A 16260-nucleotide genomic window follows, 5' to 3' on the forward strand; every position below is an offset into this window, starting at 1 on the left:
GCCGGCAAGGCCGGCTCTCCCCTCCTCTCATCCCGCCTTGTTCAGGGCCGCTCTCCTGCCGCCAGACGGCGGTTGATATCGGCGATAACCGGGGCGATGTCGGCCAAGGTATCAATCACATAGTGCGCCCCCGCCGCCCGCAGTTTGGCATCGGCCGGTGCGCGCCGGACGGCGGTCTCCGCCTCGCTCATGGCGGCAAACTCGTCCCAGGTGGCGCCAAACTCGTTGCCGGAGACCGACAATCCCACCGTCCACATGCCCGCGTTCAACCCTTCGCTGATACCCGGCACGGCGTCATCCACCTTGATGCAGCGATGCACCGCGCTCATTCCCAGCTCAATCACGTTGGCCAGCGCCATCCAGGGGCCGGGGCGACCGCCAGCCTTGAAATCGTCGGTGGCGACCCAGTGATCCGGGCGATAGCCGTGATCGGCCGCCGCAGGCACCAGCGCCTCCATCACCGGACGGGGGTAACCGGAACAGGAGCCGATGCGCAGCCCCTGGCCCCGCAGTGCCTCCAGCACCGGTAGCACACCGGGGATGGGGGCGGCAAAGCGGGTCACCGCGGCAATCTGCAGTGGCATAAAGGTGTGATAAATGTGGTCCACCTCGGCGTGGCTCATGGGGTGGCCAAAGCGGGTCTGCCAACGGGCATCCACCGAGGGCAGACGGCCCAGCGCCGCGATATGATCCCACTTGCCCAGCCCCATGGGCTGGCGCGCCTCATCCAGGGTCACAGCAAAGTCATAGGCGCGGGCGAAGGCCTCGACGAAGATGGAGGTGGGGGCGAAGGAGCCGAAATCGACGACGGTGCCGGCCCAGTCGAGGATCAGCGCCTCTACGTCGGTGGTCGGGTCTACAACAATCTGCAAGTCAGTCATGGTGGTGTTCCTGTTTCGGTGAAAGTGCGATCTCGCCAAGGGCGTGATCGAGAATGGTGATGGCGCGTACCAGATCGGCGCGAGCGATATTGAGCGGGGGCGAGAGCTGGATGACGTTGCCCTGAGAGACCTTGAAGCTGAGCCCCAGTTCCAGACAGCGGTAGAGCAGCCGCTCGGCGGCCTGGCTATTGCGGGTGCGACTCTGGTGATCGACCACCAGATCGAGCGCCCAGAGCAAACCGATGCCGCGCACCTGCCCAATGAGCGGGTGGCGCTCGGCAAGCGCCGCGAGCTCTACCGCCATAAAACGGCCATCCTCCCGCACTTTGGCCAGCAACCCCTCTTCACGGATGGTACTGATGGTGGCGAGGGCCGCCGCGCAGCCGATGGGACTCTTCTCGTGGGTGTAGTGACCGAGCGAAATAGCTGCGGCCTGATTGAAACGGTCGCGGGTGATGAGCGCGGCAAACGGCACCACCCCGCCCCCCAACCCCTTGCCCAGACAGATGATGTCGGGCTCGATGCCGAACTCCTCAAAGCTGAACCAATGGCCGGTGCGCCCCAGGGCGTTGGGGATCTCGTCGACGATCAGAAGCACCTTGTGGCGATCGCAGATCTCCCGCACCCGCTGCCAGTAGGCCTTCGAGGGCACCTGTACATCGGTATTGCGGATGGGCTCGGCGATAAAGGCGCCGATCCCTCCCTCCTTCTCGATGACGTACTCCAGATAATTGGCGTAGTGCAGGTCATCCCCCTCCCCGCGATACCAGACACCGCGATAACGGGTGGGGGGAGGAATGCGCTCCACACCGGCCATCAAGGGGCCCATGCCGGCGCGAAAACAGGCTTCACCGCCGACCGAGATGGCATCGAGGGAGGCGCCGTGAAAGGCATCCCACAGGGACACCACCTTGCTGTTGCCAGTAATGAAACGGGCGAGCTTCAGGGCAATCCCCACTACCTCGCTGCCGCCGGGGGCGAACAGCACCCGGTTGAGATCGCCGGGGGCCAGTTCGGCCAGGGTGCGGGCACAGTCGATGGCAACCTGATGGGTGTAGCGGCGGGGTGCAAACGGCAGATCGGCGAGTTGCTGCTGCACCGCGGCCACCACCCTGGGATCACCGTGGCCCAGCTGATGGACGCTGTTGCCGTGAAAATCGAGGTAACGTTTGCCCGATACGCTGGTCAGCCAGCTCCCCTGCGCACGCTCAAGCAGATCGAGACAGGGGGTGGAGAGGGCCTGATGGAGAAAGTAGCGGCTATCCTCCGCCAATCCGGCCCGTACCTCTTCGCTCTGGCCCGCCCACCAGCCCGCCCGCCCCTCGCCGAGATTGATATCCCCTTCGCTGTCGGCGCGGCCACTGCCGTGCAGCTTATGGTCGTGCTGATCGCAACCGTGAGGCGCCATGCTGGTCATCACGCAGCCCCCTGCCAGTAGCAGGCGCTGGCCATGGCGGCGAGCAGATCGCGCACCCGCTCAGGGGTCACATCACCGATATTGCCGATACGGAAGCAATCGGCTTGCGAGACTTTGCCTGGATAGATGACAAAGCCCTGCGCCTTGAGCCGCTGGTAGAAGTCGGCGAAGCGGTAGTCCGGGTGGGTCGGAGAGTAGAAGGCGGTGATGATGGGAGACTGCCACTGTTCTGGCAGCAGCGGCGCAAAGCCAAGGGCGGCCATACCTTCCACCAGCGTGCGCTGATTCTCGCTGTAGCGCTGATGACGGGCTTCAATGCCCCCCTCCTCGTCCAGCTCGCGCAGGGCCTGGGCAAAGGCAAGCACGGTATGGGTGGGCGAGGTAAAGCGCCACTTGCCCCCCTGCTGCTCCATGGTCTGCCACTGGGCGTGCAGGTCGAGGGAGACCGAGCGAGCACGACCGGCGCAGGCCGTGAGCGCCACGCGGCGAGCGATGACAAAGCCAAAACCCGGTACCCCCTGAATGCACTTGTTGGCCGAGCTGATGAGAAACTCGATGCCAAGGCGCCCCATGTCGATGGGGATACCGCCAAAGCTGCTCATGGCATCAACGATCAGGCGGATGCCGCGGCGCAGGCAGAGCGCAGCCACCTCATCGAGCGGATTGAGCATGCCGGTGGTGGTCTCGCAGTGCACCATGGCCAAGTGGGTGATCTCGGGGTGGCGCGCCAGCATCGCCTCAATGGCGGCAGGTTCCGGGCGGGTTGTCTCGCCGCAGTCGAGCTCATGGTGGCGCAGGCCAAGGCAGCGGGCCATCTCCCCCATGCGGGCACCGTAGGCGCCGTTGTTGATGATCAGCAGACACTCATCGACACCTATCGCCGAGCCCAGCACGCTCTCCACCACATAGCTGCCGCTCCCCTGCAGCAGCACGGCGCTGTAGTCGTTTTGATATTCCGGGCCGGCGGCGAGGCGCACCAGCTCGCGGCGGATGGGCTCCACCACACCCTGGTTGTAGTCCGCATCCCAAGTGCAGCTGTCTTGCAGCATGGCGGCGCGCACCGTCGCGGTGGTCGAGAGGGGGCCCGGGGTCAGCAGTAGGTAATCGACGGCGGCAGGGGCCGCAGGAATATGGGTCATGACTTCGCTCCTTTTTGGTATATACCAGAATGAGCGCATTGTGGGTAACTGCCCCGCCAAGGTCAAAGGGGTCGCGCTACGTGCAACAAAAAATTCATTTTCAGCGCCGGGATCGCGATAATCTAGAAAGCCTGAACCACAGACCTAACACTGGTATCTACCAACACATCTTGATGTCGCCGTTTAACCACCGGGCAGATGACCAGCCCTGTCCCAACTCATTGCACAACTTATTGCGAAACCAGGGATTTTCATGAGCAAACCCCAATACCTGCAGATCAAGGATGCCCTCGCCAACCAGATCCTGGCGGGGGGCCTGGCCCCCAACGACAAGCTCCCCTCCGAGCGGCTGCTGGGGGAACTCTATGGCACCACAAGGGTTACCATCCGCGAGGCGCTGGTGCAGTTGGAGGCGAACGGCCTTATCTATCGGGAGGATCGCCGCGGCTGGTTCGTCACCCCGCCGCGTTTCAGTCTCAACCCCAGACGCACCTCCAACTTTCACCAGATAGTGCGGGAGCAAGGGGGCGAGCCGCGCACCGAGCTGCTGGAAAAAAGCCGCCAGGCGGTGCCGCCCGCGTTGATGGCGCAGTTGCAACTCAAGCCGTTTGACAGCCTCTTTTTGCTCAAGCGACTGCGCTACGCCAACGGGCGCGCCATCTGCTACTGCGAGAACCACTGCCTGCCAGAGCGGGTGCCCGGCCTGCTGGAGCTGGATCTCAACGGCAGCCTGACCGAGATCTACCAGGCCCATTACGATCTCCACTACGCCCGCATGCAGGTGCGCTTCTTCCCCACCGCCCTGCCGGACGAAGTGGCCAAGGCGCTCGGGGCCACCGCCGGTCTGCCCGCCCTGCGCCTCGAGCGACTCAACTTCGATCAGCACGGCCGGGTGCTCGATTTCGATCTGGAGTACTGGCGCCACGACAGTCTGGAGATCGAGGTGGATACCCAGGATTAGTCACGGACAAATCAGGGACGGCAAAACGTCACGGGGCTGTCACGGTCACGTCATAAAGATCCCCTAGCCTCTCTCTCGACCAATCTGGTTTATACCAAACTAATTTAACTGGAGAAGAGGATGAAACAGGGAACCCATCTGCTGGCCGCCGCCGTACTGGCTGCCATGACCGCCCCGGCACTGGCCGCGACCGATCTCACCGTCTACACCGCCTTCGAACCGGAGCAGCTCAACGAGCTGAAAACCGCGTTCGAGCGCCAGCATCCGGATATCAACATCAAGTGGGTGCGTGACTCCACCGGCGTGGTCACCGCCCGCTTGCTGGCAGAAAAAGCCCAGCCCAAAGCGGATGTGGTATGGGGACTGGCGGCGACCAGCCTGATGCAGCTCGATCAGCAGCAGATGCTCAATGCCTATGCACCGAAAGGGCTGGACAAGCTCGACAGCCGCTTTCGCGACAGCAAGGCCGAGCCGCACTGGATCGGTCTGGACGCCTTCTTCAGCGCCATCTGCTTCAACAAGGTAGAGGCGGAAAAGCAGGGGATCCCGGCGCCCACCAGCTGGGCCGACCTTACCAAGCCCATCTACAAGGGCAAGGTGATCATGCCCAACCCCAGCTCCTCCGGCACCGGTTACCTGAGCGTCGCTGGCTGGCTGCAGACCATGGGTGAGAAGCAGGGCTGGCAATTCATGAACGGCCTGCACCAGAACATCGACCGTTACACCCACTCGGGCTCCGCCCCCTGCAAGCTGGCCGCCAGCGGCGAGACGGTGATCGGCATCTCCTTCGACTTCCCGGCCACCAGCCTCAAGGCCAAGGGGGCCCCCATTGAGGTGGTGTTCCCGAAAGAGGGGTCGGGCTGGGATATGGAAGCCGCCGCCATCATCAAGGGCACCCCCAAGCTGGAAGCCGCCAAACAGCTGCTCGACTTTGCCGCCACCGAACAGGCCAACGCCCTCTACAACAAGTCGTTCGCAGTGGTCGCCATCCCCGATGTAGCCCAACCGAGAGCGGGCTATCCGGCTGATATCAAAGGCCAGATGATCGACAACGACTTTAGCTGGGCAGCCCGCGAGCGTAACGCCATCCTGGCCCAGTGGAGTGCCAACTTCGACGGCAAGACCGAAGCCAAGCAGTAAGCGTGAAGGGCGGCGGTTTGTTCACGCCCCACACACAGCCACCAATAAACTGCCAGTCGAAGGCCAACAGCTGTTGGCCTTCGCTTTTTGGTTTTCACTTCCCGAGTGTGTATTGCCTTCAATTAGCGACGCTTCGCCCATCCACACAGGGCCCAACTACTTGCTGGCGACCGGATGTCATTTGACTGTCATCAAGCTGTCATCCCCCGATCACCTGACCGTCACACTTCACTCGCAAACTGGTATATACCAAATCAGTAGCGAGTCGAACCATGACCCAGCCCTATCTGGACATTCAACATCTCAACAAGCAGTTCGGTGCTTTTCAGGCCCTTAAAGGGATCTCTCTGACCATTGAGCCGGGGGAGTTTATCTGCTTTCTCGGCCCCTCCGGCTGTGGCAAGACCACCCTGCTCAGAGCCATCGCCGGGCTGGATCTGCCGGACAGCGGCGAGATCTGGCAAGGGGGGCGCAATATCTCCCGCCTGCCGCCCCAGCAGCGCGACTTTGGCATCGTGTTTCAATCCTACGCCCTCTTCCCCAACCTGACGGTGGCCCAGAACATCGCCTTCGGCCTTGAGAATCAGGGGCTGGCACGGGATCTCATCAAGGAGCGGGTCGATCACTGGCTGGGGTTGGTGGATCTCACTGCCCAATCCCACAAATACCCGAGCCAGATCTCCGGCGGCCAGCAGCAGCGGGTGGCGCTGGCCCGGGCACTGGCCCTCTCCCCCGGCCTGTTGCTGCTGGACGAACCGCTCAGCGCGCTGGATGCGCTGGTTCGCACCCACCTTCGCAGCGAGATCCGCGCCCTGCAGCAGCGCCTTGGCATTACCACCATCATGGTGACCCACGATCAGGAAGAGGCGCTGACCATGGCCGATCGCATCGTGGTGATGGAGGGCGGCCGCATCGTGCAGGTGGGCACCCCGCAGGCGATCTACCACCAGCCTGCCAGCCGTTTCGTGGCAAGCTTTGTCGGCACCATGAACTTTCTCGATGCCCTGGTGCTCGGCCCCAATCAGGTGCGCCTCAACGAGCAGCCGCTGCAACTCACCAACCGGGCCGCCGCCGGCAGCAAATTGCAGGTGGCGATCCGCCCCGAGGCGATCACCCTGAGTGCGCCGAGCGAACCGTATCTTGGCCATCATGGCGTTGAAGCAACCATCGATCAGGTGGAGTTTCTCGGCGCCGCCCAGCGCCTTATCTGCACCGCCGACACCTATCTGGGCCCGCAGCAGATCCTGGTGGAGCGCCCGACCCATGAGCTGCCCCGCCACGAACAGGGGGGCTGGTGCAGCGGCATGCGCTGCTCCCTGCACTGGCCCGCCGGGGCGATGCAGCTGTTTGAAGGAGAGCGTCCATGACAGCCCCCCTTGCGACCTCCTCCCTGTTGCCGCCCGCGACAGCCCGGCAAGACGGCCGCTGGCAGCGGCTCTGTCGCGGCTGGAGCCGGGATCAGCTGCTGCAGCTGACCCTGCTGGTGCTCGGTATCGCCCTGCTGGTGGGGGGCCTCTTGCTGCCGCTGCTCACCATGCTGCAAAAGAGTCTGCAGGATGAGAACGGCCTCTGGGTGGGGCTTGCCAACTTCAGCGCCTACTTCGACTCCCCTCATCTGGGGCGCACCATTGGCAACACCCTCTGGCTCGGGGTGCTGATCACCGCGCTGGTGGTGACCATCGCCTTCGGCTACGCCTACGCCCTCACCCGTACCTGCATGCCGGGCAAGGGGCTGTTTCGCCTCATCGGTTTGATCCCGCTCCTGATGCCCTCCCTGTTGCCCGCCATCAGTCTGGTCTACTGGTTTGGCAATCAGGGGGTCGCCAAGGGGCTGCTCGGCGGCGAGAGCATCTACGGCCCCATCGGCATCGTCATCGGTCTGGGCTTCTGGTGTTTTCCCCACGCTCTGATGATCCTGATCACGGCGCTCGGTCAGAGCGATGCCCGCCTCTATGAAGCCTCCCGGGTGCTGGGCAGCAGCGGCTGGCGCACCTTTGTCACCGTCACCCTGCCTACCGCCCGTTATGGCCTGCTGAGCGCAGCCATCGCGGTCTTCACCCTCACCATCTGCGACTTCGGGGTGGCCAAGGTGATTGGCGGCCAGTACAGCGTGCTGGCTACCGACATCTACCGGCAGGTGATCGGGATGCAGAACTTCTCACTGGGCGCCGTTGCCAGCGTCACCCTGCTGCTGCCGGCACTGTTGAGCTTTGCCCTGGAGCACAGAGTGCGCAGCAAGATGCAGGAGCAGAGCAGCACCAAGGCGGTGCCCTATCAACCCAAGCCCCATCGGCTGCGGGATCTGCTGGCGCTCGGCTGGTGTACCCTCTGGGCCCTGCTGTTTCTGGCGCTGGTGGGGATGGCCGTTTACGGCTCGCTGGTACAATTCTGGCCCTATAACCTCGGGCTGACGCTGGATCACTACGCCTTTGACAGCAACAGCGTCTATGGCTGGCAGCCCTTTACCAACACCTTGCAGCTGGGCCTCTATACCGCGCTTATCGGCACCGTGCTGGTGATGGTGCTGGCCTGGGCGCAGGAGAAGGGGCGCCACTTTGCGCCGCTGCGCCAATTGCTACATCTGCTTGCCATGCTGTCGCTGGCGGTGCCCGGCATGGTGCTGGGGCTGGGTTATATCTTCTTTTTCAACGGCAATCCGCTGTTTGGCACTCTCTATGGCACCCTGCCGCTGATGGTGCTCTCCTGCGTCATCCACTACTACACCGTGGGCCATATGACGGCGCTGACCAGCCTCAAGCAGTTGCCCAAGGAGCTGGAGCTGGTGGCCATCTCATTGCGCATTCCGCTCTGGAAGGCGTTCTGGCGAGTCACCCTGCCCGCCTCCCTGCCGGCACTGCTGGAGATCTTCATTTACCTGTTCGTCAACGCCATGACCACCACCTCGGCGGTGATCTTCCTCTACTCGAGCGACAGCGTGCTCACCTCCATCGCCGTACTCAATATGGAGGATTCCGGCGATACCTCCGCGGCTGCCGCCATGGCCACCCTGATCCTGCTGGCCGCCGCCACCGTCAAGCTGCTCCAGCTCTTTTTGAGCCGCGCCTTGCTGGATCGCACCCAGCGCTGGCGCCACCCATAACCTTATCGAGGAGTCATCATGTCCACTCTCCCCTTCTGGCTGGCCGAGGCGCTCGCCGCCGAACAGCCCGCGCCCCCCAACCCCCTGGTCGGCCACCACGAGGCCGATGTCTGCATCGTCGGTGGCGGCTTTACCGGGCTGTGGAGCGCCATCGCCCTTAAACAGGCCGAGCCACACTTGCGCATCATGGTGCTGGAAAAAGATCGCTGCGGCAGCGGCGCCTCCGGGCGCAACGGCGGCTGCCTGCTCACCTGGTCGGCCAAGTATTTGACGTTAAAGCGCCTCTTTGGCGAAGAGCAGGCCGCCTGGCTGGTACAAAGATCCGAGCAGGCGGTGCACGAGATCGCCCGCTTCTGCGAAACACACAACATAGAAGCGGAGCTGAGGGTCGAGGGCACCTGCTACACCGCCACCAGCGAGGCCCAGCGTGGCCTGATGGAGCCGGTATTGCGGGAGCTACAGCGAGCCGACCTTAACCAGTGGCAGGCGATTGCAGAGGTTGAACTGGCGAGCCAGAGCGGCTCCCACGTCCATCTGGAGGGGCTCTACAGCCCCCACGCGGGCTCGGTGCAACCGGCACTGCTGGTGCGCGGCCTGCTGCGGGTGGCGCGGGAACTGGGGGTCGAAGTCTATGAACACTCCCCCATGCAGCGCCTTGAGGCGGGCCAGCCGGCGCGGGTGCAGACGCCGCAGGGTGAGGTGCGTGCCCGCAAGGTGGTGCTGGCCCTCAACAGCGCCATGACGGCGCACTTTCGCGAGTTTCGCCGCAGCATAGTGTTGGTCTCCTCCGACATGGTGATCACCGACCCGGCGCCACAGGCGCTTGCCGCCCAGCAACTTGCACACGGGCGCACCGTGGTGGATGGCCGCACCTTCGTGCACTACTACCGATCCACTCCGCAAGGACGGCTGATGCTGGGCAAGGGGGGCAACACCTTCGCCTTTGCCAACCGCCATCTGGCCCTGTTCGATGCGCCGAGCCGCTATCTTGCCCCCCTCACCCGCACCCTGCGCCGCTTCTTTCCGGCCCTCAAGGAGGTGCCCATCGCTGCCAGCTGGTGCGGCGCCTCCGACCGCTCGGTGGATGGCCTCCCCTTCTTCGGCCACTGGCGAGGGCAGCCCAACGTTGTCTATGGCCTCGGCTATTCGGGCAACGGGGTGGCCCAGAGCTGGATGGGTGGCCAAATCCTGGCGGCCTTGGTGCGCGATGAAGTGCGCGAGGAGGAGAAGCCGTGGCGCGACTGCGCACTGGTCAGCGGCCCGCGCGGCAACTTTCCGCCCGAGCCGTTTCGCTGGCTGGGCGCCATGGCGGTGCGCAATGCCATCCGGCGCAAAGAGCAGGCGGAAGATGAGAACCGCCCGTTGGCCTGGTATGACAAACAGCTGGCCAAACTTGCCGATGCGGCGGGCAAGGCAGACAAATAGGCGCCTTCGTCCAGCGCTTCGGAAAGCACCAAAAAACCGAAGGGGCAGGAGAGTGATGACTCCCCTGCCCCTTCGCAGTTGGTACGGCTCTCGGCTGGCCCGAAAGACAGCCCTGGCGTTAGCTGGCCCAGGTGATGATATGGTCGGCCCAATCGCCGGCATGTACCTCATGGATCACCTTGCCGCGCACCGACTGGCCGGCCTGGTGCATGGCGCTGCGGCTGCCGGTGATAAGGGGATGCCACTCTGGCAAACTCTGCCCCTCCGCCAGCAGGCGATAGGCGCAGGTGGAGGGTAGCCAGTTGAACTCGGCAATCTTGTCGTGGGTGATCTGCAGGCAGTCCGGCTCTTTCTTAAAGCGGTTGCCGTAATCGGAGCACTGGCAAGTCTTGGTATTGAGCAGATTGCAGGCCACGTTGGTGAACACCAGCTCCTCGGTGTCCTCGTCAATGAGCTTGTTCAGGCAGCACTTGCCGCAGCCATCGCACAGGGACTCCCACTCGGCCGTGGTCATCTGTTGCAGGCTCTTCACCTGCCAAAAGGGGGCGGTCTGCACGGGTTCACTCTGCTGCATAAAAATGGGCTCACTCAATACACTGACAAGCGCGTGGTTATACGCCCTATGGCCCGATTTTTCAAGGTTGGCGACAGAGCCAAAGAGACGCTACATGATCCTGTTCTTGATGATATCTAACCAATTAACCGGCCCATTAAAACTGCTATTCACATCAACATGGTCACCACAACCGAGGTTGCAGGCTTTGCTTCCTCCGCAGTAACGAGGGCGCCCCCTTCCTCCCCATGCATTGTCCTCCAGAAACGACAAAAGATGCCAAGGCGACCAAAAACTAGAAGGGCCAAAAACGATGAGGCTCTGAAGATATCAGGCCATACCAACACTGGCACGGTAGCGATTCAACCGGTAGATGCAGAAGTGTCGTATGGCTGATGCATTGCGATAAATTCACGCCATTCAGGTTCAAGCTCCAAGGCAGACTGCCTCTCTTGGCTTAAGGACAACCAAAATGGTAACCACAAATACGTCCACCAGTATTCCATGTCTCCCTGTAGTGAGCCCAACCCTTCGGGGTCAATCCATGGGAATGAGTCTGCAGGAAGAGGTGGATCTAATCTCGTCTTCTGGAGAGTTTCAAGCACATCAAGGTCATTACAGGCAAACGAGACTGTCGTTCCAGCAAAAGAAGGGTGCAAGAAAAGCATGACTTTCTTGCTCACTGGATCCCCTGAACGACTTAATACCTGTGTGTTCAAATCAGGGCTCACTACATAGCCTGTTTGGGCAAGAGCTTGGAAAAATATCGCCAGACTATCCTCTGAAACAAGGAAACGAATAAGATAAGCCTCAATTGAAGTCTCTGGTGGTAGTGGCGTTGGGTACCTGCTGTACGCACTTTCTGGCACTTTGAGGCATCCAGTCCCCCTGAAAATATCTTTCATGTCAGGAGGTGATGCTTCCTTTTTTCTTCCAAACAAGTGATTCAGCATGTACATAATTTCCATAAGGGAGACCCACTATCTATTCGGAGTCATATTGTCTGGCAGAGGCAATGAAAATGTCACTAATCAATCCTGTAACAATTCCCTCTGGGCCAACATCTCTCCCTAGAGTGTTTTATAAAATGTCACCTTCCACAATTTATAACAAGATCGTATGTCAATACTTGCCTCGTGAGAGGCTTATCAAAACAGGTAAAAAAATAGGTCGAGGTCAAAGGGTAGCCGCTCCAGATTGCGTGCACCACACTCCTCCAAGGTGCTCCTCTCCCGAGTTTCCCCCGGTAATATTGACAGGTGACGGGCCTCGAATGAGTTGATATCCTAGGCGCTTTGCTCTCTGTCATGGATATTTAGCCTCAGAGAGGCCGTTGCATGGCATCATTGACTTGGTAAAAGATATGAACTTTAAAGTAATGGCAGTAATAATCGGAGTCAGTGCATCAAGCCCCGCTTTTGCTGGGTTGTTCGATGTAAAAGAAGAGTCAGCACCATTTAAATGCGGAAGAGAGGATGCTGTGTCTGCTCTTGTGCAGACACTTCGCGATGATGCATCTCCAATGCTGAAGTCTAGGTATGCAAAGACCGCCAGTACCGAGCAACTTAGCCAATTTCAGGCAACCCTTGATGCTATTAATGTTCAAGCATCAGAGGTCACAACAGTTGACAAGACAGATGCCTCACTGAACTGTATCGCGACTATCACAATGACAATACCTATGGAGCTTAAAGACGTTGCGGATAAGGTTCCCGCTGTTTACAACGAATTCCTGAACCATAGTGATGCGACAAGCAGAAATAACTCCTTAATATGGAAAGACAGAACTTACAGTCTACGTCTGGCAGATAATGGCACAGACATCTCCGTCAGAGGGACGAACTTCTATTCTCCAATGTTGACTCTGGTAAACGCTGCCTCTATCGCAACCAGAAAAGATGAGATCCTCAAGGAGAACGATCCTTCAATGGTACCGGCGGCCAAGGAACTCTATATGGCCGAGGATAAAGAGCTGAATCGTATCTGGGGAGCAATTCCCAAGTCATTCCGTTCATCAATGATGGATTCACAAAGGCAGTGGGTCATTGCCAAAGCCAATACTTGCGGTTCTCTAAGTAGAGCCAATTCCCCAGATGAAGCAGTCAAAGACAGGGTTGAAATCTTCAAGTGCCAAGCAGACTTCACCAAAGAGCGAATTCAATTCTTGACTGCAGGTCAGAAATAATAGGCTGGCATATAGCAGTCATCGAGAAAATTCTTATCTCAGAATACTAGCAATAAAAATGCCGCCCTCGGGCGGCATTTTCAATTAGAGATAACAGGCTAAAGAACTTACCAGCCGGTTACTTCACGCAGGGCTTTGCCGATATCGGCCAAGGAGCGCACGGTTTTCACGCCGGCATCTTCCAGGGCGGCAAATTTCTCTGCGGCAGTGCCTTTACCACCGGCGATGATGGCGCCCGCATGACCCATGCGCTTGCCAGCCGGGGCGGTGACACCCGCGATGTAGGAGACCACCGGCTTGGTGACGTGGGCCTTGATGTAGGCTGCCGCGTCTTCCTCGGCGTTGCCGCCGATCTCGCCGATCATCACGATCGCTTCGGTCTGCGGGTCATTCTGGAACATCTCGAGGATGTCGATGAAGTTGGAACCCGGGATGGGGTCGCCACCGATGCCGACGCAGGTGGACTGGCCGAAGCCCTCATCCGTGGTCTGCTTGACCGCTTCATAGGTCAGGGTGCCGGAGCGGGAGACGATGCCCACCTTGCCCGGCTTGTGAATGTGGCCCGGCATGATGCCAATCTTGCATTCACCCGGGGTGATGACGCCCGGGCAGTTGGGGCCGATCATGCGTACGCCGGTTTCCTGCAGCTTCACCTTGACGTCCAGCATGTCCAGAGTCGGGATGCCTTCGGTGATGGTGACGATGAGCTTGATGCCGGCATCGATGGCTTCCAGGATGGCGTCCTTGCAGAACGGGGCCGGTACATAGATGACGGAGGCAGTGGCGCCGGTGGCTTCCACGGCGTCACGGACGGTGTTGAACACCGGCAGGCCCAGGTGAGTGGTGCCACCCTTGCCCGGGGAGACGCCGCCGACCATCTGGGTACCGTAGGCAATCGCCTGTTCGGAGTGGAAAGTGCCCTGACCGCCGGTAAAGCCCTGGCAGATCACCTTGGTGTCTTTGTTGATCAGAACGCTCATTATTTGGCCTCCGCTGCTTTTACCACTTGCTGAGCTGCGTCAGTCAGACTCGTTGCGGCGATGATATTGAGGCCGCTGTCGGCCAGTTTACGGGCACCCAGTTCGGCGTTGTTGCCTTCCAGACGCACCACCACGGGCACTTTCACCCCCACTTCCTTCACGGCGCCGATGATGCCTTCCGCGATCATGTCGCAGCGCACGATGCCACCGAAGATGTTGACCAGCACGGCTTGTACCTTGCTGTCGGAGAGGATGATCTTGAACGCCTCGGTCACCCGCTCCTTGGTGGCGCCGCCGCCGACGTCCAGGAAGTTGGCCGGGGAACCGCCGTGCAGGTTGACGATGTCCATGGTGCCCATGGCCAGGCCCGCGCCGTTGACCATGCAGCCGATGTTGCCATCGAGCGCCACATAGTTCAGCTCCCACTGGGCGGCGTGCGCTTCGCGGGGGTCATCCTGGGACGGATCGTGCATCTCGCGCAGCTTGGGCTGACGGTACAGGGCGTTGGCGTCGATGTTGATCTTGCCGTCGAGGCAGTGCAGGTTGCCCTTGTCGGTGATGACCAGGGGGTTGATCTCCAGCAGGGCGAAGTCGCAGTCCAGGAACATCTGGCCCAAGCCCATGAAGATCTTGGTGAACTGCTTGATCTGATCGCCGACCAGACCCAGCTTGAAGGCCAGCTCGCGGGCCTGATAAGGCTGCGGGCCTACCAGGGGATCGATGGCCGCCTTGTGAATGAGTTCCGGGGTTTCGTGGGCGACTTTCTCAATCTCCACGCCACCTTCGGTGGAAGCCATGAAGACCACGCGGCGAGAGCCACGGTCGACCACGGCGCCCAGGTACAGTTCCTTGGCGATGTCGGTGCAGGACTCCACCAGGATCTTGGTAACCGGCTGACCATTGGCGTCAGTCTGATAGGTCACCAGGTTCTTGCCGAGCCAGTTCTGGGCAAAGGCGCGGATCTCGTCCTTGCTCTTGGCCAGCTTGACGCCGCCCGCTTTACCGCGGCCACCGGCGTGGACCTGGCATTTGACGACCCAGGTGTTGCCGCCAATCTTGTCGGCCGCTTCGGCCGCTTCCTGCGGGGTAGCACAGGCATAACCTTCGGAGACCGGCAGGCCATACTCGGCAAACAGCTGTTTTGCCTGATATTCATGCAGATTCATAGATGCTCTATCCGTGTTGTAGGTATTTCCGTCCGGGGCTCGTGTTTCTCAATCCCCTGTGAATGGGGGCCTGGGCGGCCCCTCGTTATCTTTCAGTCACGCTTGCTCAGACATCCAGCAGCAGACGGGTCGGGTCTTCCAGCAGCTCCTTGATGGAGACCAGGAAGCCCACGGACTCGCGGCCGTCGATGATGCGGTGATCGTAGGAGAGCGCCAGGTACATCATCGGCAGGATCTCGACCTTGCCGTCGACGGCCATGGGGCGGTCCTGGATCTTGTGCATGCCCAGAATGGCGCTCTGGGGCGGGTTGATGATGGGGGTGGACATCAGGGAGCCGAACACGCCACCGTTGGTGATGGTGAAGTTGCCGCCAGTCAGTTCATCCACGGTCAGCTTGCCGTCACGGCCCTTGCCGGCCAGGTCTTTGATGGCCTTCTCGATGTCCGCCAGGCTCATGTTGTCGCAGTCGCGCAGCACCGGGGTCACCAGACCACGGGGGGTGGAGACGGCGATGCTGACGTCGAAGTAGTTGTGGTAGACGATGTCGTCACCGTCCAGCGCCGCGTTCACTTCCGGGTAGCGCTTGAGGGATTCGACCACGGCCTTCACATAGAAGGACATGAAGCCGAGCTTGATGCCGTGCTTCTTCTCGAAGATCTCGCCGTACTGCTTGCGCAGCTTCATGATGGGCGCCATGTTGATCTCGTTGAAAGTGGTCAGCATGGCGGTGGTGTTCTTGGCCTCCAGCAGACGCTCGGCGATGCGCTTGCGCAGACGGGTCATGGGCACGCGCTTCTCGGTGCGACCGGCCAGCGGCGCGACCGGTGCGGCAGCCACGGGAGCGGCAGCAGTCGGCGCAGCCACCGGAGCCTTGCCCAGATTCTTGATGAAGGCTTCCACGTCTTCCTTGGTGACACGACCACCCTTGCCGGTGCCGGTCAGCTTGGCGACGTCGATGTCGTGCTCGGCCACCATGCGGCGCACGGAAGGGCTCAGGCCATCGGCAGCGTCATCGGCCACGGCTTCCACCGGCTTTTCGCTGGTCGCTTCACCGGCAACGGGGGCCGGCTTGAGCATGGCGATCAGCTGGCGGGAGAGCACGGTGGCCCCTTCGCTCTGCAGGATGTCGCCCAGTACGCCGGCTTCCGGTGCGGGCACTTCCAGCACGACTTTATCGGTTTCGATGTCAACCAGCACTTCGTCACGGGCAACCAGATCACCCGGTTTCTTGTGCCAGGTCGCGATGGTGGCATCTGCCACTGATTCCGGCAGGTCCGGTACCTTGATCTCGATAGTCATGTAATCAGTTCCT

General features: G+C 60.9%; 14 protein-coding genes. 6 read left to right on the top strand and 8 right to left on the bottom strand.

Annotated features, from left to right (window positions below):
• Positions 1-41: 41 nt before the first annotated feature.
• From phnX to phnW, 3 genes are read right to left on the bottom strand one after another with little or no spacing between them, the layout of a single operon-like run.
• Positions 42-881, bottom strand: coding sequence for a phosphonoacetaldehyde hydrolase (phnX, locus tag AB5Y59_RS01690; RefSeq protein ID WP_268452901.1), 840 nt, complete (start codon positions 879-881; stop codon positions 42-44).
• Complete coding sequence (locus AB5Y59_RS01695; RefSeq protein WP_368211449.1) at positions 874-2298, bottom strand: aspartate aminotransferase family protein; 1425 nt, start codon at positions 2296-2298, stop codon at positions 874-876. The genes phnX and AB5Y59_RS01695 overlap by 8 nt, the downstream gene beginning before the upstream one ends.
• Complete coding sequence (gene phnW / locus AB5Y59_RS01700; RefSeq protein ID WP_268452903.1) at positions 2298-3437, bottom strand: 2-aminoethylphosphonate--pyruvate transaminase; 1140 nt, start codon at positions 3435-3437, stop codon at positions 2298-2300. The genes AB5Y59_RS01695 and phnW overlap by 1 nt, the downstream gene beginning before the upstream one ends.
• A gap of 253 nt (positions 3438-3690) precedes the next feature.
• On the opposite strand from phnW, the gene phnR reads away from it, so the two are divergent.
• From phnR to AB5Y59_RS01725, 5 genes are all read left to right on the top strand, one after another.
• Positions 3691-4398: a phosphonate utilization transcriptional regulator PhnR gene (gene phnR, locus AB5Y59_RS01705; protein WP_029303195.1), complete on the top strand. Its 708-nt coding sequence runs from the start codon at positions 3691-3693 to the stop codon at positions 4396-4398.
• 120 nt (positions 4399-4518) lie between these two features.
• The gene (locus AB5Y59_RS01710; protein ID WP_368211355.1) at positions 4519-5538 is read left to right on the top strand and encodes a putative 2-aminoethylphosphonate ABC transporter substrate-binding protein; all 1020 of its coding nucleotides are present in this window, start codon (positions 4519-4521) and stop codon (positions 5536-5538) included.
• 272 nt (positions 5539-5810) lie between these two features.
• On the top strand, positions 5811-6905 hold the full coding sequence (locus tag AB5Y59_RS01715; RefSeq protein ID WP_368211357.1) for a putative 2-aminoethylphosphonate ABC transporter ATP-binding protein: 1095 nt from the start codon (positions 5811-5813) through the stop codon (positions 6903-6905).
• On the top strand, positions 6902-8638 hold the full coding sequence (locus AB5Y59_RS01720; RefSeq protein ID WP_368211358.1) for a putative 2-aminoethylphosphonate ABC transporter permease subunit: 1737 nt from the start codon (positions 6902-6904) through the stop codon (positions 8636-8638). The genes AB5Y59_RS01715 and AB5Y59_RS01720 overlap by 4 nt, the downstream gene beginning before the upstream one ends.
• A gap of 18 nt (positions 8639-8656) precedes the next feature.
• A complete protein-coding gene (locus tag AB5Y59_RS01725) occupies positions 8657-10063 on the top strand; it encodes an FAD-dependent oxidoreductase (RefSeq protein WP_368211359.1) in 1407 nt (468 codons plus the stop codon).
• 118 nt (positions 10064-10181) lie between these two features.
• Here the strand turns inward: AB5Y59_RS01725 and AB5Y59_RS01730 are convergent, their stop codons facing one another.
• Together AB5Y59_RS01730 and AB5Y59_RS01735 are read right to left on the bottom strand one after the other, a co-directional pair.
• Positions 10182-10637 (bottom strand): YcgN family cysteine cluster protein, encoded by a 456-nt coding sequence (locus AB5Y59_RS01730; protein WP_042879920.1) that lies wholly within the window; start codon positions 10635-10637, stop codon positions 10182-10184.
• A gap of 341 nt (positions 10638-10978) precedes the next feature.
• Positions 10979-11569, bottom strand: coding sequence for a hypothetical protein (locus AB5Y59_RS01735; RefSeq protein WP_187171354.1), 591 nt, complete (start codon positions 11567-11569; stop codon positions 10979-10981).
• Positions 11570-11979: 410 nt separating this feature from the next.
• On the opposite strand from AB5Y59_RS01735, the gene AB5Y59_RS01740 reads away from it, so the two are divergent.
• Positions 11980-12801: a lysozyme inhibitor LprI family protein gene (locus tag AB5Y59_RS01740; RefSeq protein WP_141227099.1), complete on the top strand. Its 822-nt coding sequence runs from the start codon at positions 11980-11982 to the stop codon at positions 12799-12801.
• 107 nt (positions 12802-12908) lie between these two features.
• Here the strand turns inward: AB5Y59_RS01740 and sucD are convergent, their stop codons facing one another.
• The 3 genes from sucD to odhB all read right to left on the bottom strand — a co-directional run bounded on the left by sucD (position 12909) and on the right by odhB (position 16247).
• Positions 12909-13781: a succinate--CoA ligase subunit alpha gene (gene sucD, locus AB5Y59_RS01745; protein ID WP_005300222.1), complete on the bottom strand. Its 873-nt coding sequence runs from the start codon at positions 13779-13781 to the stop codon at positions 12909-12911.
• Positions 13781-14947 (bottom strand): ADP-forming succinate--CoA ligase subunit beta, encoded by a 1167-nt coding sequence (gene sucC, locus AB5Y59_RS01750; RefSeq protein ID WP_005300220.1) that lies wholly within the window; start codon positions 14945-14947, stop codon positions 13781-13783. Before sucC ends, sucD begins: the two co-directional genes overlap by 1 nt.
• Positions 14948-15053: 106 nt before the next feature.
• Positions 15054-16247 (bottom strand): 2-oxoglutarate dehydrogenase complex dihydrolipoyllysine-residue succinyltransferase, encoded by a 1194-nt coding sequence (odhB, locus tag AB5Y59_RS01755; RefSeq protein ID WP_042863770.1) that lies wholly within the window; start codon positions 16245-16247, stop codon positions 15054-15056.
• Positions 16248-16260 lie beyond the last annotated feature (13 nt).

This window comes from Aeromonas sp. s10, from assembly GCF_040907975.1.
Classification (GTDB): Bacteria; Pseudomonadota; Gammaproteobacteria; order Enterobacterales; family Aeromonadaceae; genus Aeromonas; species Aeromonas caviae.

Bases quoted from the DNA above. Each gene is read 5' to 3' on its own strand.
- phnX (WP_268452901.1), bottom strand. From the start codon at position 881: ATGACTGACTTGCAGATTGTTGTAGACCCGACCACCGACGTAGAGGCG.
- AB5Y59_RS01695 (WP_368211449.1), bottom strand. From the start codon at position 2,298: ATGACCAGCATGGCGCCTCACGGTTGCGATCAGCACGACCATAAGCTG.
- phnW (WP_268452903.1), bottom strand. From the start codon at position 3,437: ATGACCCATATTCCTGCGGCCCCTGCCGCCGTCGATTACCTACTGCTG.
- phnR (WP_029303195.1), top strand. From the start codon at position 3,691: ATGAGCAAACCCCAATACCTGCAGATCAAGGATGCCCTCGCCAACCAG.
- AB5Y59_RS01710 (WP_368211355.1), top strand. From the start codon at position 4,519: ATGAAACAGGGAACCCATCTGCTGGCCGCCGCCGTACTGGCTGCCATG.
- AB5Y59_RS01715 (WP_368211357.1), top strand. From the start codon at position 5,811: ATGACCCAGCCCTATCTGGACATTCAACATCTCAACAAGCAGTTCGGT.
- AB5Y59_RS01720 (WP_368211358.1), top strand. From the start codon at position 6,902: ATGACAGCCCCCCTTGCGACCTCCTCCCTGTTGCCGCCCGCGACAGCC.
- AB5Y59_RS01725 (WP_368211359.1), top strand. From the start codon at position 8,657: ATGTCCACTCTCCCCTTCTGGCTGGCCGAGGCGCTCGCCGCCGAACAG.
- AB5Y59_RS01730 (WP_042879920.1), bottom strand. From the start codon at position 10,637: ATGCAGCAGAGTGAACCCGTGCAGACCGCCCCCTTTTGGCAGGTGAAG.
- AB5Y59_RS01735 (WP_187171354.1), bottom strand. From the start codon at position 11,569: ATGCTGAATCACTTGTTTGGAAGAAAAAAGGAAGCATCACCTCCTGAC.
- AB5Y59_RS01740 (WP_141227099.1), top strand. From the start codon at position 11,980: ATGAACTTTAAAGTAATGGCAGTAATAATCGGAGTCAGTGCATCAAGC.
- sucD (WP_005300222.1), bottom strand. From the start codon at position 13,781: ATGAGCGTTCTGATCAACAAAGACACCAAGGTGATCTGCCAGGGCTTT.
- sucC (WP_005300220.1), bottom strand. From the start codon at position 14,947: ATGAATCTGCATGAATATCAGGCAAAACAGCTGTTTGCCGAGTATGGC.
- odhB (WP_042863770.1), bottom strand. From the start codon at position 16,247: ATGACTATCGAGATCAAGGTACCGGACCTGCCGGAATCAGTGGCAGAT.